Source organism: Pedobacter africanus, assembly GCF_040548825.1.
Lineage (GTDB): Bacteria > Bacteroidota > Bacteroidia > Sphingobacteriales > Sphingobacteriaceae > Pedobacter > Pedobacter africanus_A.
The window spans coordinates 246,444-262,349 of the sequence record NZ_JBEPSL010000003.1; the positions used below are offsets into that span (position 1 = coordinate 246,444).

15 protein-coding genes are annotated in these 15,906 nt (G+C 43.0%); 7 read left to right on the forward strand and 8 right to left on the reverse strand.

Annotated elements, in window-relative coordinates; all coding sequences use genetic code 11:
• Positions 1-6: 6 nt before the first annotated feature.
• Positions 7-474, forward strand: coding sequence for a ubiquinol-cytochrome c reductase iron-sulfur subunit (locus ABIE26_RS16675; RefSeq protein ID WP_310143845.1), 468 nt, complete (start codon positions 7-9; stop codon positions 472-474).
• Between the two features lie 51 nt (positions 475-525).
• On the opposite strand, the gene dcp is transcribed toward ABIE26_RS16675, so the two are convergent.
• The 5 genes from dcp to pfkA form a co-directional block, all read right to left on the reverse strand.
• Positions 526-2,670, reverse strand: a complete 2,145-nt coding sequence (gene dcp / locus ABIE26_RS16680; RefSeq protein ID WP_310143847.1) for a peptidyl-dipeptidase Dcp — start codon at positions 2,668-2,670, stop codon at positions 526-528.
• Positions 2,671-2,716: 46 nt separating this feature from the next.
• Positions 2,717-3,523: a hypothetical protein gene (locus ABIE26_RS16685; RefSeq protein WP_310143849.1), complete on the reverse strand. Its 807-nt coding sequence runs from the start codon at positions 3,521-3,523 to the stop codon at positions 2,717-2,719.
• A gap of 128 nt (positions 3,524-3,651) precedes the next feature.
• Positions 3,652-4,653 (reverse strand): type I glyceraldehyde-3-phosphate dehydrogenase, encoded by a 1,002-nt coding sequence (gene gap, locus ABIE26_RS16690; protein ID WP_310143851.1) that lies wholly within the window; start codon positions 4,651-4,653, stop codon positions 3,652-3,654.
• 9 nt (positions 4,654-4,662) lie between these two features.
• Positions 4,663-5,505: a hypothetical protein gene (locus ABIE26_RS16695; protein WP_310143852.1), complete on the reverse strand. Its 843-nt coding sequence runs from the start codon at positions 5,503-5,505 to the stop codon at positions 4,663-4,665.
• Positions 5,502-6,488, reverse strand: coding sequence for a 6-phosphofructokinase (pfkA, locus tag ABIE26_RS16700; protein ID WP_310143855.1), 987 nt, complete (start codon positions 6,486-6,488; stop codon positions 5,502-5,504). The genes ABIE26_RS16695 and pfkA overlap by 4 nt, the downstream gene beginning before the upstream one ends.
• Before the next feature lie 117 nt (positions 6,489-6,605).
• On the opposite strand from pfkA, the gene ABIE26_RS16705 reads away from it, so the two are divergent.
• Positions 6,606-7,295 carry an NUDIX hydrolase gene (locus ABIE26_RS16705; protein ID WP_084237192.1) on the forward strand — a complete coding sequence of 230 codons (690 nt, stop codon included), beginning with the start codon at positions 6,606-6,608 and terminating at the stop codon, positions 7,293-7,295.
• 65 nt (positions 7,296-7,360) lie between these two features.
• On the opposite strand, the gene ABIE26_RS16710 is transcribed toward ABIE26_RS16705, so the two are convergent.
• The gene (locus ABIE26_RS16710; RefSeq protein ID WP_310143859.1) at positions 7,361-8,218 is read right to left on the reverse strand and encodes an N-acetylglucosamine kinase; all 858 of its coding nucleotides are present in this window, start codon (positions 8,216-8,218) and stop codon (positions 7,361-7,363) included.
• A 320-nt stretch (positions 8,219-8,538) separates the two neighbouring features.
• On the opposite strand from ABIE26_RS16710, the gene ABIE26_RS16715 reads away from it, so the two are divergent.
• The 3 genes from ABIE26_RS16715 to ABIE26_RS16725 are packed head-to-tail and all read left to right on the forward strand — an operon-like array spanning position 8,539 to position 11,670.
• Positions 8,539-9,573 (forward strand): threonine aldolase family protein, encoded by a 1,035-nt coding sequence (locus ABIE26_RS16715; RefSeq protein ID WP_310143862.1) that lies wholly within the window; start codon positions 8,539-8,541, stop codon positions 9,571-9,573.
• A gap of 11 nt (positions 9,574-9,584) precedes the next feature.
• Positions 9,585-11,075, forward strand: a complete 1,491-nt coding sequence (accC, locus tag ABIE26_RS16720; RefSeq protein ID WP_310143865.1) for an acetyl-CoA carboxylase biotin carboxylase subunit — start codon at positions 9,585-9,587, stop codon at positions 11,073-11,075.
• Positions 11,076-11,085: 10 nt separating this feature from the next.
• The gene (locus ABIE26_RS16725) at positions 11,086-11,670 is read left to right on the forward strand and encodes a riboflavin synthase (protein WP_310143867.1); all 585 of its coding nucleotides are present in this window, start codon (positions 11,086-11,088) and stop codon (positions 11,668-11,670) included.
• Here ABIE26_RS16725 and ABIE26_RS16730 read toward each other — a convergent pair.
• The gene (locus ABIE26_RS16730; protein ID WP_310143869.1) at positions 11,667-12,812 is read right to left on the reverse strand and encodes a tetratricopeptide repeat protein; all 1,146 of its coding nucleotides are present in this window, start codon (positions 12,810-12,812) and stop codon (positions 11,667-11,669) included. The two genes, ABIE26_RS16725 and ABIE26_RS16730, sit on opposite strands and share 4 nt — an antisense overlap.
• A gap of 181 nt (positions 12,813-12,993) precedes the next feature.
• Between ABIE26_RS16730 and ABIE26_RS16735 the strand changes: the two genes are divergently transcribed.
• On the forward strand, positions 12,994-13,293 hold the full coding sequence (locus ABIE26_RS16735) for a hypothetical protein (protein ID WP_310143873.1): 300 nt from the start codon (positions 12,994-12,996) through the stop codon (positions 13,291-13,293).
• Positions 13,294-13,324: 31 nt separating this feature from the next.
• Here the strand turns inward: ABIE26_RS16735 and ABIE26_RS16740 are convergent, their stop codons facing one another.
• Positions 13,325-15,091, reverse strand: coding sequence for a sensor histidine kinase (locus tag ABIE26_RS16740; RefSeq protein WP_310143875.1), 1,767 nt, complete (start codon positions 15,089-15,091; stop codon positions 13,325-13,327).
• Between the two features lie 137 nt (positions 15,092-15,228).
• On the opposite strand from ABIE26_RS16740, the gene ABIE26_RS16745 reads away from it, so the two are divergent.
• A complete protein-coding gene (locus ABIE26_RS16745; protein WP_310143877.1) occupies positions 15,229-15,816 on the forward strand; it encodes a porin family protein in 588 nt (195 codons plus the stop codon).
• The last annotated feature ends 90 nt before the right edge of the window (positions 15,817-15,906 follow it).

Consider the following 15,906-nt stretch of genomic DNA (forward strand, 5'->3'; position numbering starts at 1 on the left):
AAAATTATGGAACGTGAAGAATTCATCAAGTCCTTAGGACTTGGCCTGGCATTGATATGCACTGGATCTTGTATGTCCGGATGCGGAGGAAAAGGTGATACAGGGACTCCTGATCCAGGCCCTAACCCTCCCGGAGGGGGTGGAGGCGGTGGTAATACCGCTTCAGTTAATCTTTCCAGCCAGCTGATGGCCATAGGCGATCAGGCTACAGCAAATGGTGTATTGTTTTTTAGAATAGCTGCCGGTAATGTACCTGCTTCCTTTGTGGCCACAGAATCTATTTGTCCGCACCAGGGGGGAAGCCTGGTATGGAAGCAGGCACAGAGCAGGATCCAGTGCCAGACCCACTTTTCTGAGTACGGTTCAAATGGTGGCGTTTTGCAGCAACCGCAAAATACAACCGGAACTACCCGTACCCTTAAAATCTATAGCACAGCAGTAAGCGGGACCACCTTAACTGCAACAATAGCCTAAATGAAGCTAAACCAACAGCGCCGGGTTTTGGCCCGGCGCTTTGTATAGGTTTTATTTTTGCGGTAAACCGCGGTATTTTTGCATCGCTTTGATATTTGGATCGTGCCCGCGGAAATCGCGGAACATTTTGCCATAGTCCTCTGTATTGCCTTTGGACAGGATCATGTCGCGGAAACGCTGGCCATTGGCCCGTGTGAGTCCGCCATTTTCTTCAAACCAGGAAAAAGCATCATGGTCCAGCATCTCTGTCCACAGGTAAGCGTAATAGCCTGCTGCATATCCATTTCCCCAGATGTGCAGGAAATAGCTGGAACGGTATCTTGGAGGTACATAGCTTAAGCTTAGCCCCGTTTTTTTCAATGCTGCTGTTTCAAACTGATCTGCATCCTGTAAGACTGCACCCGCCGGGAGTTTATGCCATTGCATATCTAGTGCCGCTGCAGCCAGCACTTCTGTTAAGGCATAGCCCTGGTTAAAATCTGCTGCTTTTTTGATCTTGTCGACCAGCGCCTTTGGCATAGCCTGCCCGGTACTGTGGTGTACGGCATAGTTCTTAAAGACCATCGGGTCTACAGCCCAGTGTTCATTAAACTGCGATGGGAACTCCACAAAATCGCGTGCTACATTGGTGCCCGACAAACTTGGATATTGCTGGTTTGCAAAAAAGCCGTGAAGGGCATGTCCAAATTCATGGAACATGGTGGTTACGTCATCAAAGCTGATTAATGCAGGCTGACCGCTGGCGGGCTTCGTGAAATTGCAGACATTAAAAATGACGGGTTTTGTACCCAATAATTTGGATTGTCCTACCATATTGTCCATCCATGCTCCACCATTTTTATTGTCGCGCTTAAAGTAATCACAATAAAACAGGCCTATGGTGCTGTTGTCTTTGTCAAACAATTCAAAAACCTTTACGTCTTTATGGTATACCGGCAGGTCTGTACGCTCTTTGAAGGTAATGCCGTAAAGCTGGGTAGCGGCATAAAACACGCCGTTCTTCAGCACGTTGTACAACTCAAAATAAGGCTTGATCTCATTTTCGTTGAGGTCATATTTGGCCTTCCGCACTTGTTCGGCGTAAAAGTTCCAGTCGTAAGGCTCCAGTTTAAAGCCTCCCTTTTGCTGGTCTATCAAATTTTGTATTTCAGCTGCTTCAGACTTTGCCCTTGCCGTTGCCGATGGCACCAGTTTGGCAAAGAATGCATCTACGGCAGCAGGGCTTTTGGCCATCTGGTCCTGTAGTTTCCAGGTTGCATAGTCGGGGAAGCCCATGAGCTTTGCTTTTTCGGCCCGTATTTTAGCGATCTGGACAATGGTTTTACGGGTATCGTTGGCGTCTCCCTTTTCGGCCCTGTTCCAGGAGGCTTCAAATAATTTCTGACGGGTTGCACGTACCGTTAAAGTCTGCAGCATGGGTTGCTGAGTGGTGTTTTGAAGCGAGAGTTGCCATTTTCCATCCAGCTTTGCCGTTTTGGCTGCCTGGGCGGCTGCGCTCAGTTCGCCTTCAGATAAACCGGCCAGGTCAGTCTGTTTGTCGGCCACCAGTGCTCCCGCTTTTGCCGCGGCAATCAGCTGGTTCGAAAATTTGGCACTCAATGAAGCTTCTTCTTCATTGAGCTTTTTTAGTTCTGTTTTAGCTGTTTCAGAAAGTTTTGCCCCTGCAAGTACAAATTTCTGGTACTGGTATTCGATTAACCTTTTTGATTCCGTATCGAGTTTTAGCTGTTCCCGGCTATTGTAGATGGATTCAATGCGTTTGAATAATTTTTCATTCAGGTAGATTGCATCCTGATGGGCTGCCTGTTTGGGCGCTACTTCCTCCTGTATCTTTTGCAGATCGTCATTGGTATTTGCACCGGTCAGCAGTCCGAATACCTGATTTACGCGTGCCAGCATCCGTCCGCTTTTCTCCATAGCTACCAGTGTGTTTTCAAAGTCGGGCGCTTCCGGATTGTTTGCAATTTTGCTGATCTCTTCCAGGTGTTGTTTCATCCCTTCTTCAATAGCGGGGGCAAAATCTCCGTCCTTTATCTGATCAAAATCAGCAACCTGGTACGGAAGCGTACTTTCTTTAAGGAAGGGGTTGGAAGGCGAAATACCTGCATTGTCTGATGCCTGTTTTTTGTTCCCGTTTTCACAGGAAGCAAAAATAGCCAGCAAAGCCACAAGGGGTAACTTTAACGATTTTTTCATGAGAATAATAGTTTTTGTTGACCCTAATGTACAAAAAATGCAGGGATCAGCTGAATTCCCTGATGTCTACAATCCTGTCGCTATCGCTGAACTTTAAATAGGTAATGCCCTTTTTGTTCTTTTCCCAGGTAAAATTCTCTCTGATCCAGTCAGATATAGCGGCGGCCGACTGTGGCGCTGGTTTTGATAGCTTTTCTGTAAACGATTCATCACTAGGGTAATGCACCTGGTAAAGCGAATTTGGTGAAAGAAATATCAAAGTCGACTTATCGGGTGAATTCAAAATAAATTCGCCCTGGATTCTTTCGTTCGCATTTTGTCTTTTAATTAAATAAGCCTGTGCATTTACATTGGTAATGAAAAAATCATTGTTCACCAGGTAGCCTGATCTTCCTACTTTACTTAAGCCCGGTACGGATGTGGCATCCTGTTTTCCTGCCGAAGGCCTGTCAAGGCTTACAACGTCCAGTTTTCCGCCTTTCAAAGCAAGCAGATAAAATTGTGTGGTTGCGCCTGTACTGTCGGCCGCCTGCACAAGAAGCGCAGTCTTTTGGGTGTTTACGAATTGTGCAAAGGCAAACTTATCAGTGGATGCAGCATTAGCTTTGTTCTTCTGAATGCTGACAGCGGTATCTCTAAATTTTACCTGAAATGCCTCCTCTCCACTGACCTCCTTGTCATTTCCACTATTGTAATTGTAAATGGTAAAAACACTGTCTGCAGCCGGCTGCGATTCGTTGAATTTTTCCGTAGCAGTTAATACTCTGGGCGTATAGGTTACACCATTTTTCTGGTTTTTCTGGCAGCTCAATAAAATAAGAGACAAACTGAGTGCGTATAATAAGTTTTTCATCAGGATATAAGAAGGTTGTTGAACTTCCATGCAAAATTAAACTTTGCCAACAAATATCCAAAAAGAAAAGGACGCTCCATCCGGAAGCGTCCTTGTTCTAACCAAATATAAACCTGTATGAACGGGTTTTACTTTAAGCTTCCGTAGTATTCTACGAATTTAGCCAATGCAGAAGAATAGCCCCATTCGTTGTCATACCATGAAACTACTTTTACGAAGTTGTCATTCAGTGAAATACCTGCTTTCGCATCAAAGATCGAGGCGTGGTCATCTCCAATGAAATCGGAAGAAACTACTTCATCTTCAGTGTAAGCAAGTACGCCTTTAAGCTCGCCTTCCGATGCAGCTTTCATCGCAGCTTTGATCTGCTCATAGGTAGCTGGTTTCTCTAAACGCGCAGTTAAATCTACTACCGATACGTCAGCTACAGGAACGCGGAATGACATACCTGTCAATTTTCCTTTCAATTCCGGCAATACCATACCAACGGCTTTCGCAGCACCTGTTGAAGAAGGGATGATGTTTGAGAAACCTCCGCGTCCGCCTCTCCAGTCTTTGGCAGAAGGACCGTCAACCGTTTTCTGGGTTGCTGTTACAGCGTGGATTGTACTCATTAAACCTTCTACAATACCAAAGTTGTCATTCAAAACTTTAGCAATCGGAGCCAGACAGTTTGTAGTGCAGGATGCATTGGAAACAATGGTCTGGTCTGCCGTTAATTTGTTATGGTTAACCCCCATTACATAAGTAGGGATGTCAGCGTCTTTAGCTGGTGCAGAGAATACTACTTTTTTAGCACCAGCAGCAATGTGTTTTTCAGCATCAGCACGCGTTAAGAACAAGCCGGTCGACTCAATTACCACTTCAACGCCAACTTCATTCCATTTTAAATTTGCCGGGTCTTTCTCAGCTGTAATGCGGATGGTTTTTCCGTTTACCACAAGGTGACCGTTTTCTACAGCGATGGTACCGTCAAAGCGGCCATGTGTCGAATCGTATTTTAGCATATAAGCCATGTAATCCGGCTCTACAAGGTCATTAATCGCAACAATGTCTAATCCTCTTTTTAAAGCAGCCCTGAAAACCAGTCTGCCGATACGGCCAAAGCCGTTAATTCCAATTTTGCTCATCTTAAATTATTAATTTGAATAGTAGTTTAGTAAATTATATATAGGTTCCTTGGTTATCGATGTAATCTCCAGCCCATGTTTTTTTGCAGCTGTCCGCAGTTGTTCCTGGAAGTTGCCGGCAACCAGGCCTACAAAATGTATTTCTTTGCCTGGGTGAAGTTTTACTGTGGGCAGCATATAGGTCTGAAAATAGAGCTCAAATGCCTGCTCAATGATTCCCATAATATATTTATGTTCCCTGTTTTCGAGAAAAAAATCGAAGAAAGAACTTAAGAACTGCTGGGCCATGGGTTTTTTGTAAATCCTTTCCAGGATCTGGGGCCTGTCGAGGTTATATTTCAATTCAAACTCCTTCTGCAGGTCGGCAGGAAGCTTTTCCTGTAAAAAGCGTTTTAAGATTGTCTTGCCCAGGTAATTTGCAGATCCCTCATCTCCAAAAACATAGCCGAGGCCATAATTGTTCTTTTCGGGCTTTTTACCATCAAAATAGGCGCAGTTGGCCCCGCTTCCTAAAATACCCACAATGCCGCTATGGTTAAAGCAGGCCGATAGGGCGGCACCATACAGGTCATCTTTAACCATTATTTTGCTGTACCTGAAAAACATCCCCAGTGTTTTGGCCAGTTCTTCTCTTCGCTCATCTGATGAAGCTCCTGCAGCAAAAACATAGATCTTTTTGAGACTTTCGGCATGGTTAACCAGTACCGATTTCTTATTCAGGAACTGAAGTATGGATTTCTGATCGTTAAAGCAGGGGTTTATTCCGGGCATGCTGCATTCGGCAATGGTTTTCCCGTCGCGGGCAATCTTCCAGAAAGCTGTTTTTGATCCGCTGTATACTACTGCTATCATATGGATAAAACTTTAGTCATTTCCAATAAATCACTTTCCAGTTTGAAGCTGTGCGTTGTCAGCGCGTCTTCAAGACTGGTGGTTTGCACGTCGTTGCCCCTCAGGCCAACCATTTGCATGGTATTTCCCTTCAGCAATTCGTTTATAGCGGCAAAGCCCAACCTGCTTCCCAGTATCCTGTCGAAACTGCTCGGACTGCCTCCGCGCTGAAGGTGCCCTAAGATAGTGACTTTGGTGTCATAATGGTTAAATCTTTCCTTAACTTTTTTTGCAACATCATAAGCACCACCGTCTTTATTTCCCTCAGATACAATTACAATGCTTGAAGTCTTCTTGGTTGATGCTCCTGTTTCCAGCTGAGTGATCAGTTCATTTAAACTGGTATCTTTTTCTGGCAGGAGCACCGCCTCTGCACCACTTGAAACGGCACTTCTCAAAGCGATACAGCCCGAATCCCGGCCCATTACTTCAATGAAAAATAAGCGGTCATGTGAATCCGCAGTATCGCGTATCTTATCTATAGCTTCAACCACAGTGTTTATTGCAGTGTCATAACCCAGGGTAAAATCAGATCCGTAAAGATCATTGTCAATGGTTCCGGGCACACCCATCACCCTGATGCCGAATTTCTCTCCGAAACGTTTGGCCCCTGTAAAAGTACCATCCCCTCCAATAACCACCAATGCGTCTATGTCGTGTTTTTTCAGGTTGTCATAAGCTAGCTGCATGCCCTCATCGGTTTTAAATTCAAGGCAGCGGGCTGTTTTCAGTATAGTGCCCCCCAGGTGAATGATGTTACTTACCGATCTTGCATCCATAGGATTAATATTGTTACTGATTAATCCCTGATATCCTTGCAAAACTCCAAACATATTTATACCATTGTATATTCCGGTTCGGACTACAGCTCTGATACAGGCGTTCATTCCGGGAGCATCTCCACCAGAGGTTAATACGGCGATATTTTTGATATTTGGTTTCATGATTTATATTTACGAATATAGCGTGTATTTTTTACACTAAGTAATTTATTTTTTATTTTCCTAGGTTAAGAGGAAACAAGTATATTTATTTGCTTTAATATTTAAAAATTTAATGTTTTGAAAGAAGTCTTACCAAAATTTAATTCCACTTTCTCGATTGATTGTGTGCTGTTCGGATTTGATGAAGGAGAATTGAAAATTCTTTTAATTGAAAGGAACGAAGAGCCTTTTAAGGATTGGTGGGCCTTACCAGGAAACCTGGTTGAAGAGGATGAGAGCCTGGACCAGTCTGCCACAAGAATTCTTCATGAGCTTACCGGGCTTAGTGACATTTACATGGAACAGTATTATACCTTTGGTGATGTAAACCGGCACCCTCAGGGTAGGGTAGTAAGTATCGCTTATTATGCGCTTTTAAGATTGGGAGGCGATAAGGTGGTAAAGCCAATCAGCAATTATGCAAAACAGGCTTACTGGAGAAATGTGAAGGATTTGCCCAAGCTGGCTTTTGACCATCAGCAGATTTTTGAGAAGGGAATGGAAAAGATCAAAAGACGGATCAAACACCAGCCCATTGCATTTGAGCTTTTGCCAGAAAAATTTACCCTTACCCAATTGCAGAACGTTTATGAGGTTATTTTAAATAAAAAGCTCGATAAAAGGAACTTCAGGAAAAAGATGCTGAGCTTCGGAGTGCTCAGGGACCTGAACGAAAAACAATATGGCGTGTCTTTCAGGGCAGCAACCCTTTATAAATTTGACAAAAGGAAATATGCCAAATTGTTTGGCAAAGAGATTTCTTTCTAAGCACTTTGAGGAATAAAAAAAAACGGGAACCATGGTTCCCGTTTTTTTATGGATTTGATGGTACCTTATTTGCCGGCAATATGCAGGTGGTAATCTACCAGGTCATCTATTGGGGAACGGATGATCTTACCGATGCCCATTTCATAGCGATCGGCTACTACACTCAGGATATCCCTGAAGCTATAGCCTACCGAACCAACGCAATTTAATTTGTAATCCTTATAGTTTGGATAATGCGTTACCAGGTTGTCAAAAAACGCAGTAAATGCATAATCTATCGTGTTAAAGGTGTAATCTTCATAGTTGTCCTTAAAGTCATACAGGAACTTACTAAAACCCGCACAAAAACGGTTAGGCAATGGCTTGTTGTAAATATGATCGAAAATATCTTCGTTTGTCAGCGCAAAATTATCGTAAAAGCTCTCTCTCAGGCCTTTTGGCATATAACCTTTCATGTAGTCGCCCAGTATTTTTTTTCCGATAAAGCAGCCACTGCCTTCGTCGCCTAAGAAATAACCCAGTGAATCGATGTTGAGCGTGATGTCTTTGCCATCATACAGGCAGGTATTGGTACCTGTACCCAGAATGGCAGCAAAGCCAGCTTCATCAGCAAGCAGGGCCCGGCACGAAGCCAGCAGGTCATGTCCGATATTGATCTTTGCATTCGGAAATACCTGTTGCATGGCATCGGAAACAATTTTCCTGTTGCCTTCTGTGGAACATCCGGCGCCGTAATAGTTTACTTCGGTTAATTTTTCTGTTTCCAGGTAATCCGGAAGCGATTTTTTTAAAGACTCAACAATGTAGTCGGTTTTGGAAAAATAGGGATTGTATCCCTCTGTATTGAAAAGAATTTTTCTCCCCGCCTCGTTAATTAAACACCAGTTTGTTTTGGTCGATCCTCCGTCTGCAATTAGTATCATCTTAATTCGTTTTTTTCGGGATAAAAGTAAATAATCCTGCCACTTTTGTATAAGTTTTGCTCATAAAATTAAATTTCTTGTTTTGGTTAGCTAATCGATTTTCTGGCTTTAGATGTGTTTAAATGGTGTTTTATTTGATTTTTTAGGTTAGGTTATTGTTAAATAAACACTAAGCTAAATTACACTTGTTATTTTAAAATCCAAATTTAAAATTCCGAGGCACCCGGAATGGCCTTTTTTAGCAGGTATTTGTCTAAGTTTAAAGGGTAAATGTACATAATATGGATACACTTAAGTAATATTGTATAAAAATGCCGCAGATGAAGATAGACCTTAGAAGTGACACGGTCACAAGGCCCGATCAGGGAATGCTGGATGCGATGATGAGCGCTAAAGTTGGGGACGATGTTTTTGGTGAAGATGAAACTGTGAAGCAGCTTGAACATAAGCTGGCTGCCATGTTTCATATGGAGGCGGGTTTGTTCTGTCCCTCGGGCACCATGACCAACCAGATTGCCATCAAGTGTTTTACCAGCCCAATGGATGAAGTGATCTGCGATCAGACCGCTCATGTATACCGTTACGAAAGAGGTGGGATTGCCTATCATTCTATGGCTTCTGTAAGGTTATTGAATGCTGAAAGAGGGATTCTGACCCCGGAATTGATAGAGCCTGAAATTAACGAAGAGAATATCCATTATCCGCACAGCAGCCTGGTCGTACTGGAAAACACGGTCAACAAAGGGGGCGGTGCATGTTATCGCCTTGCGCAGATTGAACCCATTCATACCTTATGCAACATAAAAGGTTTAAAGCTTCATCTGGATGGGGCGAGGATATTTAATGCCCTAACAGCCACAGGGGAACAGGCTTCTGCTTACGGCCGCTACTTTGATGGCATTTCGGTGTGCCTGTCTAAAGGACTTGGCGCGCCTGTAGGTTCTGTGCTGCTGGGCTCTAAAGAAACCATTAAAAAAGCAACCGGTATCCGTAAGGCTTTTGGTGGAGGGATGCGTCAGGCCGGGTTTCTGGCCGCGGCAGGTATTTATGCTTTAGACCATAACATCACTAAACTTGCTGCCGATCATCGGCATGCCAGGGCCCTGGGAGATGCCCTGAGCGGTGTAAACTATGTAGCTTCGGTACTGCCTGTTGAAACCAATATTGTCGTTTTTGAAGTAGCTGAGGGTGTAAAGCCAGCTCATCTGGTGCAGCTGTTTGCAGAAAAAGGAATCGCTTGTAATGCTACCGGTCCAAAAACGGTAAGAATGGTGACACATTTAAATATTTCTTCAGAAATGATAGACAGGGCTATTGAAAACATAATACATTTGCAGGTATCAGCACATAAATAAATTCAGCATTAATGAAGAAAATTCTTATCGCCAACAGGGGAGAAATTGCATTGCGTATCATGCGTTCTGCAAAGGAAATGGGAATAAAAACGGTAGCGGTATATTCTGAGGCCGACAGGGCCTCACTCCATGTATTGTATGCAGATGAGGCCGTTTGTATTGGGCCGGCACCCTCAAATCAATCTTACCTGATTGGCGAAAAAATCATAGAAGCCTGTAAAATCACTGGTGCAGAGGCCATCCATCCTGGCTATGGCTTCCTATCCGAAAATGCTGCATTTGCCAGGCTGGTAAAGGAATCGGGCCTGATACTGATTGGACCAACTCCTGAGGCTATGGAGATTATGGGCAATAAATTGTCGGCAAAGGCTGCTGCTTTAAAATACCAGATCCCTATGGTTCCGGGCACGGAAGAAGCCATCACTGATGTAGAGGAAGCAAAAAGAAGGGCGCTGGAAGTAGGCTTTCCTATCCTGATAAAGGCGGCCGCCGGTGGCGGAGGTAAAGGCATGCGTGTGGTAGAACAACCTGCCGATTTTGAAGAGCAGATGCAACTTGCAGTAAGTGAGGCCACTTCGGCATTTGGTGATGGATCTGTTTTTATTGAACGTTATGTTTCTTCCCCAAGGCATATCGAAATCCAGGTGCTGGGCGATACCCATGGCAATATTGTACATCTTTTTGAAAGGGAATGCTCCATCCAGCGCCGGCACCAGAAAGTGATTGAAGAGGCACCATCAAGTGTCCTGACTCCCGAAATAAGGGCGAAGATGGGTAAATGTGCAGTTGACGTGGCCCGTTCTGTAAACTATGTGGGTGCAGGTACGGTAGAGTTTATCCTGGATGAAAACCTGGAATTCTTTTTCCTGGAAATGAACACCCGTTTACAGGTAGAACATCCCGTTACTGAAATGATCACTGGTCTGGACCTGGTAAAAGAACAGATCAGGATTGCCCGTGGAGAAAAACTGGCTTATACTCAGGACGAGCTCCGGATCAGTGGACATGCCATGGAATTGCGGGTATATGCGGAAGACCCTGCAAATAATTTCCTGCCCGATATAGGGGTATTGCAAACCTACAAAACCCCGAAAGGAAACGGGGTGAGGGTAGACGACGGTTTTGAACAGGGCATGGAGATTCCCATCTATTACGATCCCATGATTGCAAAGCTGATCACCTATGGTAAAGACAGAGAGGAAGCGATTGAACGGATGATCAGGGCCATAGATGAATACCAGATCACCGGCATACAAACTACCCTGGGTTTTGGTAAATTTGTGATGGAACACGAAGCTTTCCGCTCTGGTAATTTTGATACGCATTTTGTAGCCAAATATTTTTCGGCGGGGAAACTAAAAACGCAACAGGATGATGAAGCCCTGCTGGCAGCATTGATGGGGGCTGTGTTTTACAAAAAGCAAAACAGCGTTGCCCGCAATTTGCAGCAGGAAAAAGAGGTCAGCAAAAACAACTGGAGAAGGAACAGGTTAGTTAAATAGAAAGATTGAAATGTTTACAGGAATAATAGAAACGCTTGGAGAGGTAAAAAATATAGTGGCAGAGGGTACCAATCTGCATTTTACCATACAATCTGCCATCAGCAGCCAGCTGAAGATAGATCAGAGTGTGGCCCATAATGGGGTTTGTCTGACCGTAGTGGCGCTGACAGAAGATACCCATACCGTTACTGCAATACAGGAAACACTGGAAAAGTCGAACATGCAGTATCTGAAAACGGGCAGCAAGATCAACCTTGAACGCTGCATGCAGATGAACGGCAGGCTTGACGGTCATATTGTACAGGGACATGTAGACCAGACCGCTGTATGCATCAAAAGGGCAGAACTGGATGGTAGCTGGGAGTATCGTTTTAAATATGACCGTGCAGGTCGCAATGTGACAGTAGAAAAAGGCTCCGTGTGTGTAAATGGCATTAGTTTAACCGTTGTAGGTTCTGCAGAGGATGAGTTCTCTGTATTTATCATCCCTTATACTTTTGAACATACCAATCTTCATGAAGTCAATGTTGGTGATACCGTGAATATCGAATTTGATATTATTGGTAAATATGTTGCCCGGATGGTTGGCCGTTAAAATTTCTTCAGTTCGGCTATTTTGTTTTTAATGAAAATAACCTGCCTGGGCAGTTTTACCGGATCAATGGTTTTCAGGTATTGTTCATAATAATTTATCGCGTTCTTTTTATCATTTAACCTGGTTTCGTATAACAATGCAATATTATACAACAAGGTTCCATTGTTTTCAAACTGAAGCCCTTTTTTATAAGCAGCATTGGCTGCATCGTTTTTACTGGTCATTTCAAAGGAGTCGCCAAGTAAACCATAATAAGTTGCTATCGCGGGTGATATGCCCTCTTTAATGGCTTTTTGCAGGTATGGAATTGCATTTTTGTAATCTTTAATTCCCCGGTAGCTTAACCCGATATTGTAGAAAAGGGTTTCATTGCCATCTGATTTTTCTTCAGCGATAAGGAAATATTTAAGCGCATTCGGATAATCGAGCATCAGGTAGTAAGATTTCGCCAGGTTGTTTAATACGAAAGAAGAGCTATCCCCATAACTTAAAAGCTGCTGTCCGGTTTGGATGGAGGCTTTGTAATTCAGCGTAGACATAGCAATAGGCATCTTCATTTTGAGCAGACGGAGGTTCAGGCTATCTGCCTTTAAAGCCGGGTCCAGAACCTTTTTTGCATCCGTAAAGCGTTTCATTTTAAAATAGATTTCGCATAAATCAAAGGCAACATCGCTCTCTGTCTGGTTCAGCTTGTTGGCACTGATCAGGTAAGCCATTTTCTCTTCCGGATTCCCTTCACTGCTCAAGGCCGCAAGTTGTTTGTAAGCATTAAAACTGGTACTGTCGGCCTTCAGGATTTCTTTATAATAGCCTTTGGCCTTTTCATCATTTCCACGTCTTATGCTAATGTTTGCCAGGTTGAACAAAACGGGAACGCTGTTCGGTAATTTGCTGTAAAGCTTTAAATAATGGTTTTCAGCTTCAGTTAACCGGCCTGCCATTAAGTTTACATAGGCAAGTTGTGAGAGTTCTTTCGTATCTTCCGTATCTTCTTTATATAGGCCTTTCAGATAGGCTGCGGCTTCTCCATATTGCTGCGACTGATAATAATTGATCAATTTTTCATTGTCAGGACCTGTGGTTTGCGCTTTGGAAAAGTGAAAACTAAACAAGAAAGCAGTAAGCAGAAGAAAATGTTTCATGAATGTATGTCTATATGTTCAAACTAAAGTATTAGTTATTTGTCAATAATACAAATCCGGCCTATATTTTTAAGGGATAATGGTCGTTATTGGGCTTAAACGGAAAAGATTAAAAACATATTGGCAAGGTAATTGGTTGATTTAGTACAATAAGCAGAACGTTAATTTTAACATTGAGCATATGGATACGTTGAAAAAATTTGAATTAATGGAAAAGATTGTGCGAGAGCTGAATGACTTGCAGCACTCACAACAGGCGATTATTCAGAAGATCGGGAAGATTGAAGTTGACAATATAGAACTGGGCGACAAGCGGCTGGATAAGGACCTTTCTGATATGCACCAGCGTGTGGCCGATAACCTGGACACCATAGGGGCGATATTGGGCTATTTTGCAGATAAAACCCAGAATTTCGGAGATAAGAACAATGTTGATGCCCTGAAAGAACAACAGGCAATCAATAATGCAACCGGACAGTAAAATAAACAAGGCCCTTTTAAAAGGGCCTTGTTTATTTATCTTTATCTACCGGGAGGTACAGATAAAAGCGGGTGCCTCTGCCGGGTTCACTTTCAACAACAATCTTTCCGTTGTTGCGCTCCATAAAATCCTTGCAGATCATCAGGCCCAATCCGGTGCCCTTTTCATTCATGGTTCCTCGTGTTGAACTGCCCGAGCCACTGAATATCATTTCCAGGGCGGCGGGTGACATGCCCATGCCATTGTCTTCAATACAAACCATAATGCGGCTGTTGGTATAAACCGCACTGATGTCTATCTCACATTCTTCACGGCAAAATTTAATGGCGTTGTTCAGGATATTTCGGACCACAATCTGTATCATGATCATATCGGCATATACAATGATACCCGGGAACACGTCGTGAATAATATTGATCTTTTTGATCGCTGCCGAAGGCATATGGTAATTGACCTCATTCATGATCATCCCCCTCAGCTCAAAATAAGTTTTATTGATGCCATAGCCTTTCAGCTGACTTCTGGACCAGTGCAGAATGTTCTCCAGAAGATCTGTAGTATACAAAATGTCACTGCTTAGTTTTGGTGAAAGGCTTTTAAACTCCTCCAGGGTAATCATGTCGGTATTGATCATCTTCAGTACCTCCGATAAATTTACCAATGGTCCTCTCAGGTCATGCGCAATAATAGAAAATATCCGGTCTTTAAGATGGTTTAATTTTTTAAGTTCATCTGCCTGCATTTTAGACCTCAACGCTTCAGACCTGACAGCGGTCAGATCCTGTAGTTTGAGTACTGTGGCTTCGTTGTTCAATCGGTTTTCGTTCAGGTACATTACATCGGCTTCCAGATCAAAACTCCCTTTCGAGGTGGTCACATTCAGTTCTATCTTGCCTGAACTCTGTGTCTTCAAGAATTGCAATAGCTGCGTTTGTCCGGGAAACAGTTCCTCAATAGGGCTGCCTATTATTTTATCCTGCTGTTCTGCAGGAATATATTTTTTAAAAGCAGGATTGTAATCAATAACCCTGTTCATCCCATCAAGTACCAGGTAGCCATCCTGGATCAGGTCGAGTACCTTCTCCCTTGCCACAGGTAAAATATCGAATAGCTTAAACCGGTAAATGGCAATGGCAATCAAGAAAATAGCTACAATAAAAGCAAATGGAGTAAGGTCCAGGTTTTTGAGCGGACGAAAGCCCAGCAAATAAGCCAGGTTAACCATCCATGGGATTAAGGCAGCAAAAAATATTGTATAGTTTTGCCTTCGGTAAATTGGCGCCGCTTTACGGAATTTCACCAGGATCAGGTAGCTGCCCAGTCCAAGCAGTACATAAAAGTATACTGTAAAAACCCTGTACCATATGCCGGGACTTATTTCCAGTATAGGAAAGGTGCCTGAGTTGTCTATACCCAGATCTTTATAATGCAAATGATGGTAATCATTTGTCCATACCAATGCCAGGGTCAGTAACGAAAAAGATAATAAAACAATAAGGTTAAACGATTTCTTGTACCAGCAATCTTTTCCTGCCAGCTGTAAACAAAATAAAAACCACGCTAAGGGGAGTGTGGTAATGCCAAGGTATTCAATATTGATGAAAAATTTCATCAGGCCCAGGGTGTTTGCTGCAAGCTCAAATCCGTATCCCAGGGACCAGATCGCATTCGACAGCATCATAAAGCCGAATAACCGCACCGCTTCACCTTTTCTCCTGAATAGATTATAAGAGAACAAAAGGGTGATCGTTCCGCAAATAATCAAGGTAATGGCGTAGGAATTAAAAGTAAAATCCATTCAAATAGGTGATGATAATTAACTTCTTTAAAGTGTATGAAGCATTATAAAAGGTGTAAAGATAAAACTACGTAATTTAGTTTTCAATTGAAAATATTCTTAGTTTTACGTATAATTTAATGATAATTAGTAATCATATGAAAAAAATCATCCTATCAGCATTGTTCGTTGCTTTTAATCTCGCAGCATTCAGCCAGGTCCTGCCTAGTTTCCAATTGGGCGTAAAGGCAGGGGCAAACCTATCCAAATTAAGCACTGATAATACTTTTAGCAGCGATAACCGCGCTGGCTATTATGCCGGTTTGTGGACACGTATTGGTGCTGCAGGCATTCACCTTCAGCCAGAGTTGTACCTGAGTGGTAAAAACACTACGCTTAAGACCACTGCAGGGGAAGAAAATAAAGTGAAGTTTACCAGCCTGGACGTTCCTATTCTTGTAGGTACGAAGATTGGTGCAGCAGGTGTAGGGATCCGTTTAAATACCGGTCCTGTGGTATCATTTGTACTGGATGATGAACAGTCTTTCGGTGATGCTGCAAGTAATGCTTTCAAGGGCAACTTTAAAGGACAGAATTTTGCATGGCAGTTTGGTGCAGGTTTGGATATCGGTAAACTGGGCCTCGATTTAAGGTACGAAACAGGCCTTTCTAAAATAGGAAAGAATGGCTATAATGATACCAAATTGAGTTTGTTTACTTTTGGTCTGGGCTTAAGGATATTCTAACAAGTAAAAGTTTTCCACATTTTGTGTAAAAGGGTAAATCTTAATGGTTTACCCTTTCTTTTTGGCTTTATAATTGATCTGATATTCTTC

Excerpts from the sequence above, each read along its gene's own strand:
- ABIE26_RS16745 (WP_310143877.1), top strand. The coding sequence starts at position 15,229 with ATGAAAAAAATCATCCTATCAGCATTGTTCGTTGCTTTTAATCTCGCA.
- accC (WP_310143865.1), top strand. The coding sequence starts at position 9,585 with ATGAAGAAAATTCTTATCGCCAACAGGGGAGAAATTGCATTGCGTATC.
- dcp (WP_310143847.1), bottom strand. The coding sequence starts at position 2,670 with ATGAAAAAATCGTTAAAGTTACCCCTTGTGGCTTTGCTGGCTATTTTT.
- ABIE26_RS16695 (WP_310143852.1), bottom strand. The coding sequence starts at position 5,505 with ATGATAGCAGTAGTATACAGCGGATCAAAAACAGCTTTCTGGAAGATT.
- ABIE26_RS16715 (WP_310143862.1), top strand. The coding sequence starts at position 8,539 with ATGAAGATAGACCTTAGAAGTGACACGGTCACAAGGCCCGATCAGGGA.
- gap (WP_310143851.1), bottom strand. The coding sequence starts at position 4,653 with ATGAGCAAAATTGGAATTAACGGCTTTGGCCGTATCGGCAGACTGGTT.
- ABIE26_RS16710 (WP_310143859.1), bottom strand. The coding sequence starts at position 8,218 with ATGATACTAATTGCAGACGGAGGATCGACCAAAACAAACTGGTGTTTA.
- pfkA (WP_310143855.1), bottom strand. The coding sequence starts at position 6,488 with ATGAAACCAAATATCAAAAATATCGCCGTATTAACCTCTGGTGGAGAT.
- ABIE26_RS16685 (WP_310143849.1), bottom strand. The coding sequence starts at position 3,523 with ATGAAAAACTTATTATACGCACTCAGTTTGTCTCTTATTTTATTGAGC.
- ABIE26_RS16725 (WP_310143867.1), top strand. The coding sequence starts at position 11,086 with ATGTTTACAGGAATAATAGAAACGCTTGGAGAGGTAAAAAATATAGTG.
- ABIE26_RS16730 (WP_310143869.1), bottom strand. The coding sequence starts at position 12,812 with ATGAAACATTTTCTTCTGCTTACTGCTTTCTTGTTTAGTTTTCACTTT.
- ABIE26_RS16735 (WP_310143873.1), top strand. The coding sequence starts at position 12,994 with ATGGATACGTTGAAAAAATTTGAATTAATGGAAAAGATTGTGCGAGAG.
- ABIE26_RS16675 (WP_310143845.1), top strand. The coding sequence starts at position 7 with ATGGAACGTGAAGAATTCATCAAGTCCTTAGGACTTGGCCTGGCATTG.
- ABIE26_RS16740 (WP_310143875.1), bottom strand. The coding sequence starts at position 15,091 with ATGGATTTTACTTTTAATTCCTACGCCATTACCTTGATTATTTGCGGA.